General features: G+C 58.5%; 15 protein-coding genes. 8 read left to right on the top strand and 7 right to left on the bottom strand.

Annotated elements, in window-relative coordinates:
• Window positions 1–251 precede the first annotated feature (251 nt).
• The 7 genes from BXA01_RS00675 to BXA01_RS00705 all read left to right on the top strand — a co-directional run bounded on the left by BXA01_RS00675 (window position 252) and on the right by BXA01_RS00705 (window position 3,537).
• Window positions 252–680: a hypothetical protein gene (locus BXA01_RS00675; RefSeq protein ID WP_157115939.1), complete on the top strand. Its 429-nt coding sequence runs from the start codon at window positions 252–254 to the stop codon at window positions 678–680.
• Between the two features lie 12 nt (window positions 681–692).
• Window positions 693–929 (top strand): hypothetical protein, encoded by a 237-nt coding sequence (locus BXA01_RS00680; protein ID WP_071172685.1) that lies wholly within the window; start codon window positions 693–695, stop codon window positions 927–929.
• Between the two features lie 23 nt (window positions 930–952).
• On the top strand, window positions 953–1,228 hold the full coding sequence (gene cdiI / locus BXA01_RS00685) for a ribonuclease toxin immunity protein CdiI (RefSeq protein WP_157115940.1): 276 nt from the start codon (window positions 953–955) through the stop codon (window positions 1,226–1,228).
• A gap of 151 nt (window positions 1,229–1,379) precedes the next feature.
• The gene (locus BXA01_RS00690; RefSeq protein ID WP_076562548.1) at window positions 1,380–1,721 is read left to right on the top strand and encodes a hypothetical protein; all 342 of its coding nucleotides are present in this window, start codon (window positions 1,380–1,382) and stop codon (window positions 1,719–1,721) included.
• A gap of 241 nt (window positions 1,722–1,962) precedes the next feature.
• The gene (locus BXA01_RS00695; protein ID WP_076562550.1) at window positions 1,963–2,271 is read left to right on the top strand and encodes a hypothetical protein; all 309 of its coding nucleotides are present in this window, start codon (window positions 1,963–1,965) and stop codon (window positions 2,269–2,271) included.
• Between the two features lie 264 nt (window positions 2,272–2,535).
• Window positions 2,536–2,808 (top strand): hypothetical protein, encoded by a 273-nt coding sequence (locus tag BXA01_RS00700; RefSeq protein WP_076562552.1) that lies wholly within the window; start codon window positions 2,536–2,538, stop codon window positions 2,806–2,808.
• Between the two features lie 309 nt (window positions 2,809–3,117).
• Window positions 3,118–3,537 (top strand): hypothetical protein, encoded by a 420-nt coding sequence (locus BXA01_RS00705; RefSeq protein WP_076562554.1) that lies wholly within the window; start codon window positions 3,118–3,120, stop codon window positions 3,535–3,537.
• A 135-nt stretch (window positions 3,538–3,672) separates the two neighbouring features.
• Here BXA01_RS00705 and BXA01_RS00710 read toward each other — a convergent pair whose 3' ends face one another.
• The 7 genes from BXA01_RS00710 to BXA01_RS00740 form a co-directional block, all read right to left on the bottom strand.
• Complete coding sequence (locus BXA01_RS00710; RefSeq protein WP_076562556.1) at window positions 3,673–5,304, bottom strand: BatD family protein; 1,632 nt, start codon at window positions 5,302–5,304, stop codon at window positions 3,673–3,675.
• Window positions 5,301–7,037: a vWA domain-containing protein gene (locus BXA01_RS00715; RefSeq protein ID WP_076562558.1), complete on the bottom strand. Its 1,737-nt coding sequence runs from the start codon at window positions 7,035–7,037 to the stop codon at window positions 5,301–5,303. The genes BXA01_RS00710 and BXA01_RS00715 overlap by 4 nt, the downstream gene beginning before the upstream one ends.
• On the bottom strand, window positions 7,034–8,113 hold the full coding sequence (locus tag BXA01_RS00720) for a vWA domain-containing protein (protein WP_076562560.1): 1,080 nt from the start codon (window positions 8,111–8,113) through the stop codon (window positions 7,034–7,036). The genes BXA01_RS00715 and BXA01_RS00720 overlap by 4 nt, the downstream gene beginning before the upstream one ends.
• Window positions 8,106–8,603: a DUF4381 domain-containing protein gene (locus BXA01_RS00725; protein WP_076562562.1), complete on the bottom strand. Its 498-nt coding sequence runs from the start codon at window positions 8,601–8,603 to the stop codon at window positions 8,106–8,108. The genes BXA01_RS00720 and BXA01_RS00725 overlap by 8 nt, the downstream gene beginning before the upstream one ends.
• Window positions 8,600–9,544 carry a DUF58 domain-containing protein gene (locus tag BXA01_RS00730; protein ID WP_076562564.1) on the bottom strand — a complete coding sequence of 315 codons (945 nt, stop codon included), beginning with the start codon at window positions 9,542–9,544 and terminating at the stop codon, window positions 8,600–8,602. Before BXA01_RS00730 ends, BXA01_RS00725 begins: the two co-directional genes overlap by 4 nt.
• 5 nt (window positions 9,545–9,549) lie before the next feature.
• On the bottom strand, window positions 9,550–10,509 hold the full coding sequence (locus BXA01_RS00735; RefSeq protein WP_007913915.1) for an AAA family ATPase: 960 nt from the start codon (window positions 10,507–10,509) through the stop codon (window positions 9,550–9,552).
• Between the two features lie 276 nt (window positions 10,510–10,785).
• Window positions 10,786–11,139 carry a hypothetical protein gene (locus BXA01_RS00740; protein WP_076562566.1) on the bottom strand — a complete coding sequence of 118 codons (354 nt, stop codon included), beginning with the start codon at window positions 11,137–11,139 and terminating at the stop codon, window positions 10,786–10,788.
• A 293-nt stretch (window positions 11,140–11,432) separates the two neighbouring features.
• On the opposite strand from BXA01_RS00740, the gene BXA01_RS00745 reads away from it, so the two are divergent.
• On the top strand, window positions 11,433–12,827 hold the full coding sequence (locus tag BXA01_RS00745; protein WP_076562568.1) for a hypothetical protein: 1,395 nt from the start codon (window positions 11,433–11,435) through the stop codon (window positions 12,825–12,827).
• The last annotated feature ends 199 nt before the right edge of the window (window positions 12,828–13,026 follow it).

Below are 13,026 nucleotides of genomic sequence, written 5' to 3' on the forward strand. Positions count from 1 at the left end.
ATGGTTGCCGAGCGAAAGATAGATGAGCTGGGTGCTGCCTTGGCAGATCGTTGGTTGTCAGAGGAAGAGTTCTATCAGCAGATAGGAGCGGGTGCTACTACTGTTTATCGATGTAATAAATGCGAACGACTACATGTTGATCAAGGTGGCGGTAAATTTTCTTCCTATACCAAGGAAGTACGTTAGGGCGCGCCCACATGCGTTGCGGGGACAGAGTAGAAACTGGATTGTTCGCCAGCAAGAGGCTTCAAATGGACTTTTCAATTGCGGAGTACGGAGCGGTCGGCCCTTTGAATGGAAAGTTGTCCAGAGGTCAAGTGCGCGACATTCTTGGGCCCGGTTTCGAAGTGTTCTGGAAAACCGCTGACTCTCTGAATACTACGGATGCTTATTTTCAGCTCGACCTTCATGTCTACTACGACGCGCGAGATATGGTTAAAGGGGTAGAGTTTTTCGAAAGAAGCACGGTGTCCTGGAACGGCCACAAGCTGTTAGGCGAAACATCCACGGACGTGTTGGCTTTGTTTCGTCGCCACGGTATTGATCCCGTCATTGACGATGACGGATTTGAAGTCGGTGAGTTGGGTATGGGGTTTTACGTTGACGATGACGACGACTTGATCACCACTTTATATATCAATCTGCGCCGCGAAAATTCATTCAACGGCGTCGTGCTCTAACAGGAGCTAGAGATGATCATCTGCCCAAGATGTCAGCAGGATTACATTGTCTGTGCCCATGTCAAGGCCACTGGGAAAGAGTTATTCATGTGCCCAGAGTGCGACGCTACCTGGTTTTCAGTTGAGGCGATCGGCGTTGCGCCTTTTCTGGATTTTGGGACTTATATGGAAAGCATAGGCTTGTCGATGCTGTGGGACGAGTTGGACATTGTTTCCGATTCAGAAGACTCAAGAAATGACAGTGTATGATCCGGCAATGAAGTGAGGTTGTGATGAAAGAGTTGTTCGGTCAGCCATACCGCCAGTCAGACCCTTACTGGATTGTCAAAGGGTATTTTGACAGGATGTATGATGATGGCCGTTTCATCGAGGCGGCGGGCTATATTGTGAGGCGTTGGGGGTTCAGTGTTGATGGAGCATACTGTAACTTCCCTGATGTAAATAGCTCATTTGAAGAGGGCCATTTCGAAGGAGTGGAGTTTTCTTATGGGTATCCATCTAGCGATGCAAACACAATTGTTGTCAGTGAAGAGGTTTGCATGGAATAACTTCGGCTAGCTTGTGATAAATACCTACAGCGCCATCCTGAAAGTAAGGCTGAAGTAGATGTTCTGTTAAGTGGGAGCTATATCTGATAAGTGGAAGTGTTCCATTTGTCTAGCGCAGCTAAAAGTTATCCGATCAAGAGAAAGTTGAAAGATGAATGATTTCGAGTCAGCAAAGAAACTGATTATCCAGTTGGTTAAAGATAAAGCCGGTGATTTTGATGGTGACAGTTGGGAAGCTGATTACAAGCTGAACTGGGAAGACGAGTTAGCGGAAAGGCTAGCAAACGCTTTCTACAATATGTCCAGAGCGGCATCCGCCAAGGAAAATGCAGACGATGTCATGTTGAAAGTTGCGCTGATGAATTCACGTGTGGACTTCATGGATCTCGCCAATTTTTTCAGGGATATTTTCGACGATTTGGATGCACTGCTGCGCAAGCCAGTCTGGCCGGATATTCCAGAAGGATTTGATTATCAGGGCTACCACCAGTGAGTTATCCATAGGTGCAGAATGCGACGACATCGGGTCTTTGATAAGGGGCGCGGGCGTCAGGCTAAAAGGGGACAGATTCATTTTAGGAAATAAATCTGTCCCATTTTTTGCTTCCAGATAACAGAGGTTACGTAGTGGGCAATGCCACAAGAGATGGGCTCGATATCAAAGTTGTTTATGATACGGTTCTTAATCGTGTTGTAACAGGTTATCCAACGAATGTACCCAAGAATCCAAAATTATGAGTAGGGATGATGTCTTTGTTGAGAAAAGTCTCACAGCGCTCTTGGAGGAGCTTGAATCTCAGCCCGAAATGGCGATCTTCTTTGCGTCAGATATATTGGGTTATGAAGATACATTATCCAATATTAGAGAATGGTTGGAAGATGATAGCGAATATGGTTTGGCATACGAAGTGATGGTGTCCTTGCTTGAGCGTTTTGATTTCAAGATTTCAGGAAAGTCAGCCGTCAGGTTGCTGGAAGTAGGGCTGTATTTCGGTTACAAGACCGATCTTGAAAGTGACCGTGATCTCGATTGGAGAACTTGATTGAAATTTTAGGCGACTTCTTGATCTCATTTCCTTTCACGCAGACGAGGTCTGAGGCGTTTGGAGGAATAATGGGACAGACCACGTTTAAATAAACGTGGTCTATCTCGAGGGGTCAAAGGTCTTTAACTTATGAAGGTTAGTGGGTAAATAAGGATAGATCACGTTTGGGAAGTACTCCGAAAACGTGGTCTGTCCCCTTTTTATCCTTTTTACCATTTAAACAAACGTGGTCTGTCTCGAGGGATCAAAGGTCTTGAATTTATGACAGTTGAAAATGAAGAAGGCCATCTCCTTACTGTTATTGCTGAAATTGGCGTATTGGAGTGGCAAAAGTATCAACAGCGTTTTCCAAAAGTAAGGGTTGGGAATGAAATGCAGCGGGAGGATCATTCTGCGCTGCCACCCTTCATCGCTTTCAGGTTTGAGTGTATTAGCAACGTTGATATCGACAAGTTGAAGGTCGCCGTGGAAGGCTACAGGGGGGGTAGCATGGTCGCTTGTTGGCCGGTCACGCGAAGGGCTGCCTGGGATTAACTGGATGATTGCACCGTCAAGGTTGTGGGGCGTGGATGAATGTGCTTTGCAAGTAAACATGACGGCAGCGGTCTATTTGTCCATTCATGAACCTTTGCTTGGTCCAGTGGCGTACGAGGATTTAATTGGACTGACGGAATATGTTCGTTCTGTGTTCGATCTCTGAGGATAACGGGACAGACCTCGTTTAAAAAACGTGGACTGTCCCTGAGGGATCCTTTAGTCGCTTGGAGTTGGGTCGTTGCAGTGAGCATTGGCGTATCAACCAACTTCAGATTTGCCCTTCAACCAGGAAAAGTTCAAGAAGACATGACGAAGATTTTCAGATTTTTGGGGGGCGGGGACTTGGGATTGATTCGCGCTGGTATGACGCGAGATGAATCCCGAACGGCCCTGGGTGGTGGTTTTGAGGCGTTTTTCAAAGCCGAAGATTCGGCAGTGCCGACTGACGCTTATGATGACTTGGGCGTTCATGTGTACTTTGATGAAAAGCTCATAGTCGTTGGTGTCGAGTTTTTTAAGTGGAGTAAGCTTTTCTGGGATGAGCAGAACCTGGTCGGTGAAGATGCCTTGGTGGCTCAACAATTTCTGTCCAGGCGAGGAGAAGTTCTGGTCTTTAACAGCTCAGGATTCAATGTCATTGACGTGGGCTTGAGATTTTATGTACCTGACTTTGAGGAAGACAATGCCATCATCGAAGCTGTATATGTCGAACTCACCTGCGGGTAAACGGGGACAGGCCATGTTTAGCAAGTTACTCCGAAAACGTAGTCTGTCCCCGTTTTACGTGCCAAAAGTGGGAATCGATTCGGAGAGTTCGGCGGTTGCCGTGACCTCCGCTCCCAATCCCGAGGGTGACTGGACCTACTTCGGATAAAGCGGCGGCAACCCGCTATCACCCACCGGATCCTGCACCCGTTCCGCCGCCGGAATAGTTCGGATCGCCCGCCACAAATCCTCACCCTGCCAATGCTGCCCGGTCTCGCTGTACAGCGCGCCGTTCAACCCGTCCAGCGCATCCGACAACGGTACAAACCGCGCGGCCATGTCTGCCAGAGTCTCTGGTTGTTGCCGTGCCCAGGCGTCCAGTGCCTGGCGGGTGGCGTGGGGGTCGTTGGCCTGGCTGGCGCGTTTGATGTCGTCGAGCAGGGTGCGCGGGCTCGGGCCGGTTTGGGCGGCGCGGTGGATTGCCGGTTGCCAGCGGGCGCGCCACCAGAGGCCGAAGCCGAGCAGGGTGGTGCAGGCGAGGATCAGGGTGCTGAGTTTCCACCACCACAGGGTGTCGTTGTCGGGCGTACTCGGTTGCAGCGTGCCGGCCGGGGTGTCGATTTGCAGGCTCGGGTTGTTCGCCACTTGCAGGGTGCGAGCGGGCAGGCTGCTGTGTTCGAGGTGGTCTTCGAAGGTGTTCCACCAGACCACGTCGACGGTTGGCAGGTCGATCGCGCCGCTGCGGCTTGGCACCAGGGCTTCGCGTTCTTCGCGGCTGCCGATGATCCCGCGATCGCTGCTCTGGTTGCTCAGCACCGGTTGGTCGGGGTAGCGGCGCAGGCCGTTGACGTCGGTGGCGGGCAGGGCTGGCAGTTGCGAGCTGGCGAGGCCTTCGACTTTCAGGGTCAGGCTACGGGTCAGTGAGTCGCCGACTTGGGTGTGATCCGGTTCCGGGCTCCAGCTTTCGCTGAGGCTGAGGTTGCGCGCCGGCAGCCAGGGTGCATCGACCGGGTAGGTCAGCGGTTTCGGTTTGACCGTCAGCCGAATCGACGCCGAGCTGACGCGCATCAGTTTGCCGGGCTTCGGCCCCGAGGCGTCTGCCGATGGCGCGGTATCGACCAGCGTGGCGCTGAACGTCTGCGGGGCGATCGTCAGCAGGCCGCTGTGTTGCGGATAGATCGCGTAGCGCATCTCGATCACGCCGTGGCGCAGGCCATTGATGTCTTTTTCATAGGTGCGCGTGTCGCCGAGCTGTTCGATGCGCGCATCGGCGATTTGCAGCGGGCTCAGGCTGCTGTCGTCGTATAGCGAAACCGAGTGGTAGATGCGCAGGGTCAGGATGGCTTGGGCCTGCACGTAGACGCTGGTCTGGTCGAGGCTGGCTTCGATGAACACCGGATCGAGGCTGTTGTTGTCTTCGCGGTTGTCGCTGGCGATCACCTGCACGGTGATCGGCTGGCTCTGTGCTTCGCCCAGTTGCAGCGGCGGAATCACGACGCTGCCGTTCTCTTTCGGCAGCAGGGTGATGATCCAGCGTGTGGTCGCGCGGTTGTCGCCGTTGAGGGTGTTGAGCTGGTTGACCTGGCGCGTGCCGCGCACTTCGAACAGCGCTTGCAGTGTCGACAGATCGGGCTTGCCGAACTGGGTGACGTCGTCAGTTTCGAGAGTGAGCTCGACCGTCTCGCCGGAGTTCAGGCGACTGCGATCCACGCTGGCGGTCAGCTCGGCCGCCTGAGCGGTGGCCGTGCAGATCAGCAGGGGCAGCAAGAGAGCGGTGAAGCGGGTCATCGATTGTTTTCCTGATCCTGATGTTGTTGCTGTTCGTACCAGAATTTGCGCCTTAGCAGTTCGCCCGGGTCGTCCGGGATCTTGCCCAGCCATTGCTCGAGCGCCTGACGCTGCTCGCCTTCGAGGTTGTTCTCGCTCGGGCGCAGGGTCGGCACCGTGTCGGTTTCCTCTTCCTCGTTGCTGCCGGGGATTTCATTGGGGCCTGGCAGCGGCGGGGCGGTCGGCGGCGGTTCGCTGGCCGACTCGGCCGGTTGCGCCTCGCTCTGGGTTTCACTGCTCACCGCCGGAGGGGGCGCGGTGGTGGGCGAGGGCTCATCGCCGGGCAGACTTTGTTCGTTCGGCTGGTTGTCCGGCTCGGGCGGCGGCGGGGCGTTTTTCTGCTTCAGCAGGTTTTCCACCAGCGCCTTGTTGGTCTGCGCCGGACGTAGATCCGGTTGTAGTTCCAGCGCCTGTTCGTAGGCATCGATCGCCGCTTCCAGCTCGCCGCTTTTGGCCAAGGCGTTGCCACGATTGTAGTGGGCGCGGGCATCGCTGCCCTCGGCAAAACGCTGAGCGGCGCCACTGTAGTCGCCGGCCTCGTACAACGCCACCCCTTGCCATTGATGATCGTCAAAATGCTGCGCGGCTTCGGCCGGGCGTTTCTGCTTGAGCAAGTGCAAACCTTGCTGGTCGGGGCGCAACCACAAGTCTTCGAAGTCGAAAGCGTAGCTCGGTTGCGGCAGGCACCACAGCAGCGGCAGGCAGAACAGCCAGCCACGGCGCCCGGCACACGCCGCCAGCAACAGCAGCGGCAACAGCAGCCAGTAACCCTGATCGGCCCACGTATCGAGGCGCACGGTCTGGCCGTCGTCGCGCAGGCTGCGCGGGCCGTTGAGCAGGCCAAGAGCGCCGAGATCAGCCTCGTCGAGTCGCGCCGGGTGATACTCGCCGCCCACGCTGTTGAGGAATGTCGCCAGACCAGGACTGTCGAGTTGCGGCACGCGGATCGCGCCTTGCTCGTCCTTGAGGAAGCTGCCGTCCTCCTGGGCGATCGGCGCACCTTCGGCGGTGCCGATGCCGAGCATCAGCAGTTGCGTCGACTCGCCATTGAGCGCGCGACGAATGCCTCGCCGTTCTTCTTCATTGAGCGACGAACCGATCAGCAGAATCCGTCCCTGTCCCAGCGCACCTTGCTTGAGCAACGCCAGCGCCTTGTCCACGGCCAGATCGGCGCGGTGGCCGGCTTCCGGCATCAGCGACGGCTTCAGCGCGTCGAGCAGGTTGCGGCTGGTGGCCAGATCATCCGACAGCGGCACCAGCGTGTGCGCGCTGCCGGCATAAACTACGATGGCGGTCTGCGCATCGCTGCGCGCCTGCAACAGGTCGAACAGCTTGCGCCGCGCCTGTTCGAGACGCGTCGGTGGCGAGTCGGTGGCGAGCATCTCCGGGGTCAGTTCGAGCACGACTACCAGCGGATCGGCGGGTTTCTGGCTGGTCTGTTCGACGCGCTCCCAGCTCGGCCCAAGCAAGGCCAGAATGGTCAGCAACCACGCCACGCCAAGGGCGATCCACGGCAGTTTGCTCTGGCGCCCGCTGCCGCCACTGAGCAGCGCAGCGTGAAATGCAGGCGGCAGAATCATCTGCCAGCGCCCGGCGCGTTTCTGCCGGTGCCAGAGTTGCCAGAGCAGCCAGCCGAGCAGCGGCAACAGCAGCAGCCACCAAGGGCGGAACCAGTGCGGCCAGAGCGCGATCATCGGCGCCTCCGCAGGCGCAAACGCTGCAAGCGCTGACGCCAGTCCGGCAGCGGACTTTGCAAATACAGTTGCTTGGTAAACAGGCGTTGCAGTGGGTTATCCGGCCACAGTTCGCGGACGACCAGCAACAGACTCAACCACAGCGCCAATGCCAGCGGCCAGTGATACAAGGCTTGCGCCGGACGTGCCTGAGTCGGTTGCTGGGTCACCGGTTCGAGCTGATCGAGGGTGTCCTTGATCGCTTGCAGCTCCAAGCCGTCGTGGGCGCGGAAGTACTGGCCGCCGGTGATTTCGGCGATGGCCTTGAGCGCCGGTTCATCCAGATCAAGGCTCGGATTGACCCCGAGCAGGCCGGTCGAGCCGCTGTCCTCGGGATTGGCGCCGATGCCGATCGGGTAGATTCTGACGCCTTCGCTGGCGGCCAGTTTTGCGGCGGTCAGCGGATTGATTTCGCCGCCATTGTTGGCGCCGTCGGTGACCAGAATCAGCACGCGACTTTGCGCCGGGCGCAGGCGCAAGCGTTTCAGGGCCAGACCGATGGCATCGCCGATCGCGGTGTTTTTGCCAGCGATACCGATCCGCGCTTCGTCGAGCCAGATGCGAACGGTGCGCCGATCAAAGGTCAGCGGCGCTTGCAGGTAGGCCTGGCTGCCGAACAGGATCAGGCCGACGCGGTCGCCGTCGCGGCTTTCAAGGAAATCACCGAGCAAGTGCTGCACCAGCGACAGGCGACTGACTTCTTCGTCCTGCCACTGCATGTCGGGAAAATCCATCGAACCGGACACGTCCACCGCCACCAGCAGATCACGGCCACTGGCGGCAATCGGCAGCGGTTCGCCGAGCCATTGCGGGCGCGCGGCGGCGATCAGCAGAATCAGCCACAACAGGATAAACGGCGCCTGCTGCCGCCAGGCCGGCAAGTTGGCGCGGGCGCGGCGGCGGGCGAGGCCTTCGAGGTCGGCGAGGAAACTGACTTTTAGCGCCGGCTCGCCGCTGTCGGCCACCGGCAGGACCAGACGCATCAGCCACGGCAGCGGCAACAGCATGAAAATCCACGGCCAGGCGAATTCAAACATGTTTGCGAATCCACGTGTCGACCGCTTGGGTCAGGCCGGCGATGGCTTTGTCATCGAGTTTGCATTCCGGTTTGTACGCGCCTTCGACCAGCACCATCCAGCGCGTCAGGCCGGCAGCGGGGCAGCGGTTATCGAGGAAGGCCAGCCATTTGCGCCCGTTGAGGGTGTGGCTCTGGCTGTACGGATAGTGGTTGCGGCACAGGCGTTTGAGCAGGCCGTTGAGTTGTTGTAGCCAGGCGCCGGCCGGAGCGCCGTCGTAAGGCTTGGGCATTTGCGCCAGCTCGGCGAGCGCGGCGATGCGTACCGGGTCCAGCGGTTGCTCGGCGCGCACCACCGGGCGTTTTTTCATCGGAATGAAACGGCGCAGCTTCCACACGGCAAAACCCAGCAGCGGCAACAGCAGAATCAGCAGCCACCAGCCCGGTGCCGGTGGCCAGAAGGCGATCGGCGGCGGCGAGATCAGCGGTTGCAGTTGTTCGAGGCCGTTCATCGACCTTTCCCCGGACGCTGCGGGTTGAGGAACTCGCGCATCTGCTCGACCATTTCGCTCTGCGTGCTCAACGGCATCAGCAACACCCGCAGCTTTTGTGCGAGCAATTCCCAGCGAGCGATGCGCGCTTCGGCCTGGGCGCGGTAGGTCTGGCGCAGGTCGAAGTTCAGCGTGTCGATTTCCAGCTGCGCGCCACGTTCGGCGAAGCGCAGCAGGCCGGCGGCGGGCAGGGCGTGATCGAGTGGGTCGGACAGCGGCAACATCAGCAGATCGCAATGCCGCGCCAGCAAACTCAACTGCTGCTCGGCGCTGTCGGACAACGCGCGCTCATCGCAAATAACGATGGCCAGACTGCCCGGGCGCAGCACTTCCCGCGCGCGGCGCAGGGCGACGCCGAAGGCATCGCAATCCGGCTCGCGCTCGCTGTGCAGCGACTGGTTGACCTTGACCAGGCGGTTGAGCAATTGCAGCAGGCTCTGCTTGCTCCGGCGAGGCTTGATTTCGTAGTGCTCGTTGTCGCCGAACACCAACCCGCCAACCCGGTCGTTGTGCCCCAGCGCGGCCCAGCCGATCAACGCCGCGACCTGCGCCGCCAGTACCGATTTGAACATCAGCCCCGAGCCGAAAAACAACCGCGTGCTTTGCTCGACCATGATGAAAATCGGTCGCTCGCGCTCTTCGTGGAACAGCTTGGTGTGCGGTTCCTGCGTGCGCGCGGTGACGCGCCAGTCGATGGTGCGCACATCGTCACCGGCCTGATACACCCGCACCTGATCGAAGTCGACGCCACGGCCACGGAATTTCGAGTGATGCAGGCCGATCAGCGGGCTGCGCTGACTCGGCGTGGAAAACAGTTGCACCTCGCGCACGCGATGACGCATCTCGATCAGCTCGGCGAGGCTGATGCGGATACCGGGTTCGGAGGGCAGGGCGGCGTTCATGGGGGTCAAGCGACGGCGACGACGTCGAGAATCCGCTGCACCACGCGATCCTGATCGATGCCAGCGGCTTCGGCTTCGAACGACAGAATGATGCGATGGCGCAACACGTCGAACAGCACGGCCTGAATGTCTTCCGGGCTGACGAAATCGCGACCGGCCAGCCAGGCGTGGGCGCGGGCGCAGCGATCGAGGGCGATCGAGCCGCGCGGACTGGCGCCGTAAGCGATCCACTCGGCCATTTCCGGATCGAACTTGGCCGGGTTGCGCGTGGCCATGACCAGTTGCACCAGGTATTCCTCCACGGCGTCGGCCATGTACAAACCAAGGATTTCCTTGCGCGCGGCGAAGATCGCCTGCTGGCTGACCCGACGCTCGGGCTTGGTCTCGCCGTTCAACGCCTCGCCGCGCGCCTGTTGCAGGATGCGCCGTTCGACGGCGGCGTCAGGGAAGCCGATCTTGACGTGCATGAGGAAACGGTCGAGCTGGGCTTCCGGCAGCGGATAGGTGCCTTCCTGTTCGATCGGGTTCTGCGTGGCCATTACCAGAAACAGCGGCGACAGCTCATAGGTGCTGCGCCCGACGCTGACCTGACGCTCGGCCATCGCTTCGAGCAAAGCCGATTGCACCTTGGCCGGCGCACGGTTGATTTCGTCGGCGAGCACCAGGTTGTGGAAGATCGGCCCTTGCTGGAAGACGAAACTGCCGGTTTCCGGACGGTAGATTTCGGTGCCGGTGATGTCGGCCGGCAGCAGGTCGGGGGTGAACTGAATTCGATGGAACTGGGCTTCGATGCCCTCGGCGAGTTCTTTGATCGCTTTGGTCTTGGCCAGACCGGGTGCGCCCTCGACCAGCATATGGCCGTCGGCGAGCAGGGCGATGAGCAAACGCTCGATGAGTTTTTCCTGGCCGAGAATCTGCGTTGAAAGAAAGGTTCGCAGCGCCAGCAGCGCTTCACGATGTTCCATCGGTGACTGTTCCTGGAAAGGGGGTGGCCGGGGCGTTCGGATAACGCCGGGGCTGGGGGCGTTACTTTAATCCATCGTGGGGGGCGGCGACTAACGGCATTTTGTGCAAAAGAGCAAAAGATCGCGGGTTTTGGCAGCTTCCCGGTTGGAATGCGATCCCCTGTAGGGGCTGCCGAAGGCTGCGATCTTTTGATCTTTCGCAAAGCAGGAAATTGTAGCGGCGCCAGTGCCGGCCCTATCGCTGGCTTGCCAGCGATAGGGCCCTTCCAGGCCCCATCAAACCTCGCTGATAAAGGTCCCGGTCCCATCGAGAATATTCTTCAAAGTCTCAACAACCTCATCCATATCCACCATGTCCGGATTAAAACTGATCTCCAGCACATCATCGCCATTCAACGCATCGGCATCCGCCGCAGCGATTTCGATCTTCAGCAGGTTCGAAGTCAGCGTGACCTTCACCCCCTCCAGCGTCGAAGGCTCGCCATCCAGCGTGATCTCCAGCTCATCCTCATCCGGATAACGACTCATCAGGAACATCTCGCCCTTGTCGCTGTGGCAGCAGAGCATGGCCATGTTGTCTTCTTCGTCGTCGCACGGGTTGACGATCAGTAGGGCGGTGGTCATTTGCATGGGGGAAATCCTGGGCAGTGGCGGCGGTGAATGTGTTCGAAGGCGCGATTTTGCCAGTCTCTGCTCGTTCGCGCTGCCTGCATCGGCAAAAAGTCGCAGAGCAGGACATTTCCGTCGCCCGGTTCCGAGTAGCGAGAAGGGAAAATCCGACGCCAGCGTAAGGCAATTACCGGATGCGCAAAATCCACCAGAAATTGCGATTTTTCCCTTGTGATCGCCACCGTTTTGCCGTTAGTTTCGCCGCTCTTGCGCAACGGAGTGCGTTACCAAAACCCCAAAAAAGGACCTTTGCCATGACCCGATATTTCGACCGCGCCGAAGAAATTCGCCACCTGTCTGATGAACAGATCGAAGAGATCTACAAGCGCTATCTGGAAGGTGAGAAAACTTCGCAGCTGATGGAGCAATTCCAGATTCCTTCCACGGTGCGCAGTCTGCTAAAGGTTCTGCCACCGATCGTCAGCACAGACCTCACCTGTCCTTACTGTGAACTGCCGATGTGGATGCGCCGCTACGCCAGGGGAACTCCGCTTTCGTTGCGCAGTGCATTCAAATGCGTCCGCTGTGAGCACCAGCACAGTGTCCCCGGCGCCAATGGCCGCCACACAGCGTGCAACTGCACAGAATGTTTCAAGGTTCGCCAGCAGCAACTGGCCGCCCGGGCGGCGCGGGACCGTCTGGAGTTGCAGGCCAGATATGGCGCGCAACTCCCCGCAGTGCCTTACGCCAATCTGGGCTTTGTGCAGAAGTTGACGTTGCTCGCCTTGCTCGATGATGGCTACGGCGCAAACGTTGAATGGATTGCGCCGTTGAGCGCGCCATCCCGAGAGGAGCTGCTTGCCCTGACCTTCGAGGCGCGGGAGGAGTTGCTCAAAGACCTGCACGAAGCCGGGGTGCTGGCAGTTTCCACCGATTCCGACATCAACGCCTTCGATCGCAGCGAGGGCTGCAATATCCGCGAGTACAGCGCGGTGCGCTGGCTGCCCAACGTCACGCTGGATGGCGCGGCGCGTAGTAACCGAGAGAATCTGTATCTGGCGCTGTATCAGGAATTGTCGGGCAGCGTGAAGGCTGCCTGGAAGAGCGAAATCTATTCCCTGGTCTTCAGTCTCGCCCGCGAAGAGTCGCTTCAATACATTCGTGTGCTGGCCAGTGAGGTGGATTTTGCCTTCACGGCCGAAGCCCGTGCCGATGAGGTGGTCGGGCAGTTGTTGCAGGACTTCTCGGTCAGTCAGCTGTATTACTTCGCCCGCTTGGCGGTACGAAACGCCGCGCACTTTTATGCCACCGGCAATTCCAAAGGGCGCAGTCACGCCTCCAACACCATTCCGCGCAACATGCTGAGCACGGCGCAGGACGCGCTGAATCGTAACTGGCGCAAGAACGCCCATCGCGATGCGCGGGTGCCGCAAACGGCCTTGCAGCGACTGCTTTACGACGTGGTGCTGAAGGACAGCGGAGCCGGATTCTCAAAGTCGCCGGGCATGTACTGGCGCGACGAACTGGTTCCGCAATTCTTCAGCGCCGTAGCGTTCGACAGCGACTTGCTGGGCAATCTGCGCCTGTTCTGCCGCGAATGCGATTCGAGCAACATTGACGCCAGCATGGACAAGCAGATCCTGCAGACGATGTGCTACGACTGCGCCACGGTGAGCAAATTCAGAGCCTTCGAAGAGTTGCCGGACTGATCCGCGTCAACCGCTGGCGCTGAACCGGATGCCACGCTCAGGGTCGATAACAGGGCCTTGGGCGTTTTCGTTTCCGGATATGTAAAGTCCTCAGCGACCGACCTGGCACGAAAGTCCCGTGAAACCGGGGTATCGAGCCTGCATTTCAGCTCACGCCTGCTAGTGTTGATGCAGGCCAAACCCTGCATTTACGTGCCAA

Origin of the sequence: Pseudomonas sp. B10 (assembly GCF_900156235.1) — a bacterium.
In the GTDB taxonomy this organism is placed as follows: domain Bacteria; phylum Pseudomonadota; class Gammaproteobacteria; order Pseudomonadales; family Pseudomonadaceae; genus Aquipseudomonas; species Aquipseudomonas siliginis.

What these genes read in the sequence shown, in the direction of transcription:
- BXA01_RS00680 (WP_071172685.1), top strand. Translation starts at nt 693, where the DNA reads ATGATCATCTGCCCAAGATGTCAGCAGGATTACATTGTCTGTGCCCAT.
- BXA01_RS00725 (WP_076562562.1), bottom strand. Translation starts at nt 8,603, where the DNA reads ATGAACGGCCTCGAACAACTGCAACCGCTGATCTCGCCGCCGCCGATC.
- BXA01_RS00740 (WP_076562566.1), bottom strand. Translation starts at nt 11,139, where the DNA reads ATGCAAATGACCACCGCCCTACTGATCGTCAACCCGTGCGACGACGAA.
- BXA01_RS00710 (WP_076562556.1), bottom strand. Translation starts at nt 5,304, where the DNA reads ATGACCCGCTTCACCGCTCTCTTGCTGCCCCTGCTGATCTGCACGGCC.
- BXA01_RS00695 (WP_076562550.1), top strand. Translation starts at nt 1,963, where the DNA reads ATGAGTAGGGATGATGTCTTTGTTGAGAAAAGTCTCACAGCGCTCTTG.
- BXA01_RS00700 (WP_076562552.1), top strand. Translation starts at nt 2,536, where the DNA reads ATGACAGTTGAAAATGAAGAAGGCCATCTCCTTACTGTTATTGCTGAA.
- cdiI (WP_157115940.1), top strand. Translation starts at nt 953, where the DNA reads ATGAAAGAGTTGTTCGGTCAGCCATACCGCCAGTCAGACCCTTACTGG.
- BXA01_RS00690 (WP_076562548.1), top strand. Translation starts at nt 1,380, where the DNA reads ATGAATGATTTCGAGTCAGCAAAGAAACTGATTATCCAGTTGGTTAAA.
- BXA01_RS00720 (WP_076562560.1), bottom strand. Translation starts at nt 8,113, where the DNA reads ATGTTTGAATTCGCCTGGCCGTGGATTTTCATGCTGTTGCCGCTGCCG.
- BXA01_RS00705 (WP_076562554.1), top strand. Translation starts at nt 3,118, where the DNA reads ATGACGAAGATTTTCAGATTTTTGGGGGGCGGGGACTTGGGATTGATT.
- BXA01_RS00735 (WP_007913915.1), bottom strand. Translation starts at nt 10,509, where the DNA reads ATGGAACATCGTGAAGCGCTGCTGGCGCTGCGAACCTTTCTTTCAACG.
- BXA01_RS00715 (WP_076562558.1), bottom strand. Translation starts at nt 7,037, where the DNA reads ATGATCGCGCTCTGGCCGCACTGGTTCCGCCCTTGGTGGCTGCTGCTG.
- BXA01_RS00730 (WP_076562564.1), bottom strand. Translation starts at nt 9,544, where the DNA reads ATGAACGCCGCCCTGCCCTCCGAACCCGGTATCCGCATCAGCCTCGCC.
- BXA01_RS00745 (WP_076562568.1), top strand. Translation starts at nt 11,433, where the DNA reads ATGACCCGATATTTCGACCGCGCCGAAGAAATTCGCCACCTGTCTGAT.
- BXA01_RS00675 (WP_157115939.1), top strand. Translation starts at nt 252, where the DNA reads ATGGACTTTTCAATTGCGGAGTACGGAGCGGTCGGCCCTTTGAATGGA.